General features: G+C 51.8%; 5 protein-coding genes. 1 reads left to right on the plus strand and 4 read right to left on the minus strand.

Annotated features, from left to right (window positions below):
- The 4 genes from sufD to A918_RS20405 all read right to left on the minus strand — a co-directional run.
- Positions 1-1248 (minus strand): Fe-S cluster assembly protein SufD (gene sufD, locus A918_RS0112760; RefSeq protein ID WP_028233766.1); only part of this gene is annotated, 1248 nt, incomplete at its 3' end.
- 8 nt (positions 1249-1256) lie between these two features.
- Entirely contained in the window at positions 1257-2012 is a 756-nt protein-coding gene (gene sufC, locus A918_RS0112765; protein WP_022711442.1) for a Fe-S cluster assembly ATPase SufC, read from the minus strand.
- A 90-nt stretch (positions 2013-2102) separates the two neighbouring features.
- Positions 2103-3626, minus strand: coding sequence for a Fe-S cluster assembly protein SufB (gene sufB, locus A918_RS0112770; protein ID WP_022711443.1), 1524 nt, complete (start codon positions 3624-3626; stop codon positions 2103-2105).
- Positions 3627-3847: 221 nt separating this feature from the next.
- Positions 3848-5062 (minus strand): cysteine desulfurase family protein, encoded by a 1215-nt coding sequence (locus A918_RS20405; RefSeq protein ID WP_022711444.1) that lies wholly within the window; start codon positions 5060-5062, stop codon positions 3848-3850.
- A 287-nt stretch (positions 5063-5349) separates the two neighbouring features.
- Here A918_RS20405 and A918_RS0112780 point away from each other — a divergent pair, with 287 nt between their 5' ends.
- A complete protein-coding gene (locus A918_RS0112780; protein WP_022711445.1) occupies positions 5350-6024 on the plus strand; it encodes an alpha/beta hydrolase in 675 nt (224 codons plus the stop codon).
- The last annotated feature ends 57 nt before the right edge of the window (positions 6025-6081 follow it).

Raw genomic sequence — 6081 nt, forward strand, 5'->3', positions numbered from 1 at the left:
AATATCTTCAAGCTTTTCAACGAGGGTTTCGTTTTCCAGCTCTTCAATCACTTCTGCGATAAAGGCTTTGACCAGCAGGCCACGGGCTGCATTTTCAGGCACACCGCGCGCCATCAGATAGAAAAGGTGATCCTTTTCAATCTCACGCACAGTCGCTCCGTGACCGCAGGCCACGTCATCAGCAAAGATTTCCAGCTCAGGTTTGGCCGCAAATTCCGCATCATCTGACAACAGCAATGTGTTACAGGCCATTTTCGCGTCAGTTTTCTGAGCGATCTGCGCAACGCGGATCATGCCCTGAAAAATACCGCGCGCTTTGTCTGTCACCACATTGCGCACAACCTCAGTCGAGGTGGTGTTTTCAACGAGATGACCAACATTCATGGTCACGTCAGTCACTGTTTCGCCGCCAAGCAGGTTGAGCGTACGAAGCTGGAAGTCAGAGCCTTCGCCCTTTACATCCACATTGATTTCCTGACGCACCAGTTTGCCGCCGGCATTCATCACGAACAGGATCAGCTTGGAATTCTCACCAATTGTCACATTGATCTGCGACAGCTGCGTGGAAAGATCCGTATGCTCACGCACGATAACCCAGACGATCTCTGAATTATCAGCAATGGTCACATGGCCGATACTGGTTGCGAAAGTCTCTGCTTCACCGCCGATCTGGCGCTCGATAAATGTCGCTTTGACATTCGAGCCGATCTTGACCGGAAAACGCACATGGGACTGGCCGGAAGGCTGCAAATTCTGCAGCTCAATCGCCTGTTCCAGCTCGGTACCGCCAGCAACGGACAGACCCCAGCCATCGCTGGCATAGGCTGCGTTGATCTGGCCGATCGCATCATCGTCACCACGGGTTTTCAGGGTATGGGCAGCAATGCCCTGTCCCAGAATATCGCGGATCGCTTCAACACGCACGCCTTCGATCTGCACAGGCTTCTGCGCAACACCATTGGCAACGGTCAGCACGGCAGAACCGTCAAGCAGCGGCGCAACAGATTTATGGCTCACATTCGCATCAAACGGTGCAACCGAGCGCAGCAATGTGCGCAAATCTGTATAGTGCCAGCTTTCAATACGACGGCCAGGCAGACCGTTGATTTTCAAAGCTTCCAGTGCGTTATCGCGGGCGCTTACGACTTCCGTATCACCCGGCAGATCACCGACGCGGACAGCGAATGCATCAATCAATGCACTCTCAGCCGGCGTTCTGACCTTCTGAAGATGGACGTTCATATTCATCCCTCTCTTTAAGCAGCTGCGCCGATGATTTCAGCGTATCCGTTTTCTTCCAGATGCAGAGCGAGGCTCTTATCGCCGGATTTGATAACCTGTCCTTTGTAAAGAACATGCACACTGTCCGGTACAATATATTCAAGCAGACGCTGATAGTGGGTGATCACGATCACAGCACGGTCAGGCGAACGCAGAGCATTCACACCATCGGAAACGATCTTCAGCGCATCAATGTCCAGACCGGAGTCGGTTTCGTCGAGAACGCAGAGTGATGGTTCCAGAAGCTGCATCTGCAGAATTTCCGCACGCTTCTTCTCACCGCCGGAAAAGCCGACATTGAGCGGACGCTTCAGCATGGCCATATCCATGTTCAGGCCGCCGGCAGCTTCCTTAACGCGACGCAGCAGTTCAGGAATTTTCAGCTCTTCTTCACCGCGTGCCTTACGCTGCGCATTCATCGCAACTTTCAGGAATTCCATTGTGGCAACGCCTGGAATTTCCAGCGGATACTGGAATGCAAGGAAGATGCCCTTGGCTGCGCGTTCCGCAGGATCGAGTTCCAGAATGCTTTCGCCGTTATACAGAATGTCACCGGAGGTAACTTCGTAGTCCGAACGACCGGCCAGAATGTAAGACAGCGTGGATTTACCCGAACCGTTCGGGCCCATGATCGCAGCCACTTCACCGGCTTTAACAGTGAGGTTCAGACCACGGATGATCTCTGTATCCGTGTCAGCGATTTTGGCGTGCAGATTAATGATCTCTAACATGAGTGTAACCTTTTATACCGGATCTCTCAGGATCCGAAAATATCAATGAATGTTAGTTAAAGGGGCGAAGTCTCACTCCGCCATCCCTGTTTAACCAACCGAACCTTCGAGCGAGATACCGATAAGCTTCTGAGCTTCCACGGCAAATTCCATCGGCAGTTCCTGAATAACTTCCTTAACGAAGCCGTTCACGATTAGAGCAATCGCCTCTTCTTCCGGAATACCGCGCTGCATCACATAGAACAGCTGGTCTTCAGAGATTTTCGAGGTTGTTGCTTCATGCTCGAACTGCGCAGTCGAGTTTTTCGCTTCGATATAAGGCACAGTATGCGCACCGCAATCATTGCCGATCAGCAAACTGTCACACTGGGTGAAGTTACGGGCATTGGTTGCTTTACGATGGGCAGAAACCTGACCGCGATAGGTATTGTTGGAATTACCCGCCGAAATACCCTTGGAGATGATGCGGCTCGATGTGTTCTTACCGAGATGGATCATCTTGGTACCGCTGTCGATCTGCTGATAACCGTTGGATACCGCAATCGAGTAGAACTCACCGCGTGAATCGTCTCCACGCAGAATGCAGGACGGGTATTTCCATGTAACAGCAGAGCCGGTTTCGACCTGCGTCCAGGAAATCTTCGAACGGTCGCCACGGCAATCGCCGCGCTTGGTCACGAAGTTATAGATACCGCCTTTGCCTTCCTTGTCGCCCGGATACCAGTTCTGGACTGTGGAATATTTGATTTCGGCATCATCAAGCGCGATCAGCTCAACAACAGCTGCATGGAGCTGGTTTTCATCACGCTGCGGTGCTGTACAGCCTTCCAGATAGGACACATAAGCGCCTTCTTCAGCAATAATCAGTGTACGCTCGAACTGGCCGGTGTCTTTTTCATTGATACGGAAATAGGTCGACAGTTCCATCGGGCAGCGAACGCCTTTTGGTACATAGACGAATGATCCGTCCGTAAAGACAGCCGAGTTGAGTGTGGCGTAATAATTGTCCGAAACCGGCACAACAGAAGCCAGATATTTCTTCACCAGTTCCGGATGCTCACGAATAGCTTCCGAAATCGAGCAGAAAATCACACCGGCTTTAGCAAGCTCAGCCTTAAAGGTGGTGACAACGGAAACACTGTCAAACACCGCATCAACAGCCACGCGGCCTGATGCATAGACATTGTCTGCCGGATTGCCGTCAATCTCGCTCGGTTCACCCTGTTTGCGCACACCGGCCAGAATCTCCTGCTCACGCAGCGGAATTCCGAGCTTTTCATAGGTACGCAGCAGTTCCGGATCAACTTCATCCAGAGACTTAGGGCCGGTCTGATTTTTAGGTGCCGCATAATAGCGAATATCCTGAAAATCAATTTCCGGATAATCAACACGCGCCCATTTCGGCTCTTCCATAGTGAGCCAGCGCTTATAGGCGTCAAGACGCCATTCCAGCATCCATTCCGGCTCTTCTTTTTTAGCAGAAATGAAACGGATAATATCTTCGTTCAGCCCCTTAGGAGCCTTATCCATTTCGATGGTTGTTTCAAAACCATATTTGTACTGGTCCACGTCAAGCGTGGCGACCTGATCGATCGTTTCCTGCACTGCAGGCATCGCCGTTCTCCATCCTTGTCAGGGTCAAGGCCCGACAGTTAAAAACGCTATGGCAGCAAAGATTTTGCTGTCATAAACATATAGTGCGCATTGATGCGCTGTAAAAGCCTGTCAGCTGGCGATGTTTTAAAGAGCACCGCTTCAGACTTTGAACTCCGGCCGGTTTTGCATCACATTACTGTGCGTAAAACCACAATGGCCATTCAGAAATACCTGCCCTCTCAGGCGGCATTATTTTCCGATTCGCCCGAAAACTGTGCCTGAACCTGACTGCGTGTCTGATCCCGTCTGGCTACCAGTCTTTCGAAAATCGTCAGAAATGCTTCCGCGTCCTGCATTGTCGCCGACTTTTCTGTCGAGACGCGCAATGCACCGCATTCATCCTCATAGCCCATCGCCGCAAGCACATGGCTTGCGCCAACCTTACCTGAAGAACAGGCCGAACCGGCAGAAAGTGCAATACCGCCCAGATCAAAAGCGATCTGCATGGTCTCAGCCTTCATACCGGGCAAGGAAATAAAACTCGTATTCGGCAGGCGCGGCACGGCATCTCCATGCACCAGCACATCATCTGCCAGCCTGCGCACACCACTTTCAATCACAGTGCGGATTGCATCCGACCAGCGCGGCAGATTGCTGCCCTCCTGCTGTGCTGCCAAGGCCTCGCGCGCTGCTGCACCAAATCCTGAGATCAGCGGCAGTGCTTCAGTACCGGCACGATGCCCTTTCTCCTGCCCGCCACCGCGAACCAGCGCAGACGGCATAACCAGATCAGAGATCGCAACCACAGCACCAACGCCTTTAGGGCCGCCGATTTTGTGGGAAGAGAGAATAAGATAGTCAGCCGAGGCTGCAGCAATATCGAGCGCGATGCGCCCTGCAGCCTGCACGGCATCGACAATGAAGAAACCACCGGCAGCTTTTACCAGCGCGCCGATTTTCTCTACCGGCTGAATAACACCTGTCTCATTATTCGCCCATTGGATTGCCACCAGCGGCAGGCCTTTGGATTTATCATGCGCTTTTAACGCCTGTTCCAGCACATCAAGATCAACAATGCCCTGATGATCAACCGGCAACACAGTCATATTTTCCGCAGCAAAACGCCCGCCTGATAACATGCAAGGATGCTCAGTCACTGAGACATAAAGATGCGACAGGCGCAGTTCCGAGCGCCCCATCTTATAAAGCGGTGTCAGCAATGTGTTTGCTGCTTCGGTTGCACCGGAGGTGAAAAACACATGATCCGGCTTCGCACCGCAAAGGGCTGCCACGTCACGTCGTGCGGATTCAACCAGCGCGCGCGCTGCACGGCCTTCCTGATGCACAGAAGACGGATTGCCTGTCACATTCAATGCCGCGACCACAGCCTCACGCGCGGCTTCACTCAGCGGCGCACTGGCATTATAATCGAAATAGATACGCGGCTTTGGCATTGCAGACTCTTTCGCGAAGCACCATATTTGCGTTAAACGCGCAATTATCTTGAAATTTCAAACCAGAGCAGACTATTAAGCTGCATGAGTGTTTTTTTACACCCTCCAGTTTTGAAAGATTCTAAAGTCGGTTGTAAGATTTATGAGCGAAACAGTCAAGGATTTGCTCAGAATTTAAGCCGTAAAGTCATGATTGGTAACAATCAGGCTTATAAATAACAAATACGACACTTGTGTTGCGAACCGGCCATTTGGTCACGCAACCCGGCGGTTATAGCGGAGTACATATGCCAGAAGTCATCTTTAATGGTCCTGCGGGTCGCCTTGAAGGGCGTTATCAGCCTTCAAGCGAGAAGAATGCACCAATCGCCATCATCCTGCATCCGCATCCGCAATTCGGCGGCACCATGAATAACAAGATCGTTTATGATCTGTTTTACATGTTCCAGAGCCGCAATTTCACGACTCTGCGGTTTAACTTCCGCGGAATCGGACGCAGTCAGGGTGAGTTTGATCACGGCGCGGGTGAATTGTCCGATGCGGCAAGCGCACTGGACTGGGTGCAGTCGCTGCATCCTGATTCCAAAACCTGCTGGGTTGCCGGTTATTCCTTCGGTGCGTGGATCGGCATGCAGTTGCTGATGCGTCGCCCTGAGATCGAAGGTTTCATGTCGATTGCACCACAGCCGAACACCTATGATTTCTCATTCCTCGCACCGTGCCCTTCATCGGGTCTGATCATTCATGGTGATCAGGATAAGGTTGCTCCGCCGAAGGATGTGCAGGTTCTGGTTGATAAGCTGAAAACCCAGAAGGGTATCACCATCACTCAGAACACGATGGCCGGTGCCAATCACTTCTTCTCCGGCATGGGCGATGAACTGATTGCGGAATGTTCGGAATATCTGGATCGCCGCCTGATGGGCGAGTTGACAGAGGTTCGCCAGAAGCGCTTGCGCTGATAAAGCAAAAAAGCAGCGTCTGCGCTAATAAAATCGCAACGACAAAATCAAAAGAAC

Source organism: Pseudochrobactrum sp. AO18b, from assembly GCF_000409565.1.
Taxonomy (GTDB): domain Bacteria; phylum Pseudomonadota; class Alphaproteobacteria; order Rhizobiales; family Rhizobiaceae; genus Pseudochrobactrum; species Pseudochrobactrum saccharolyticum.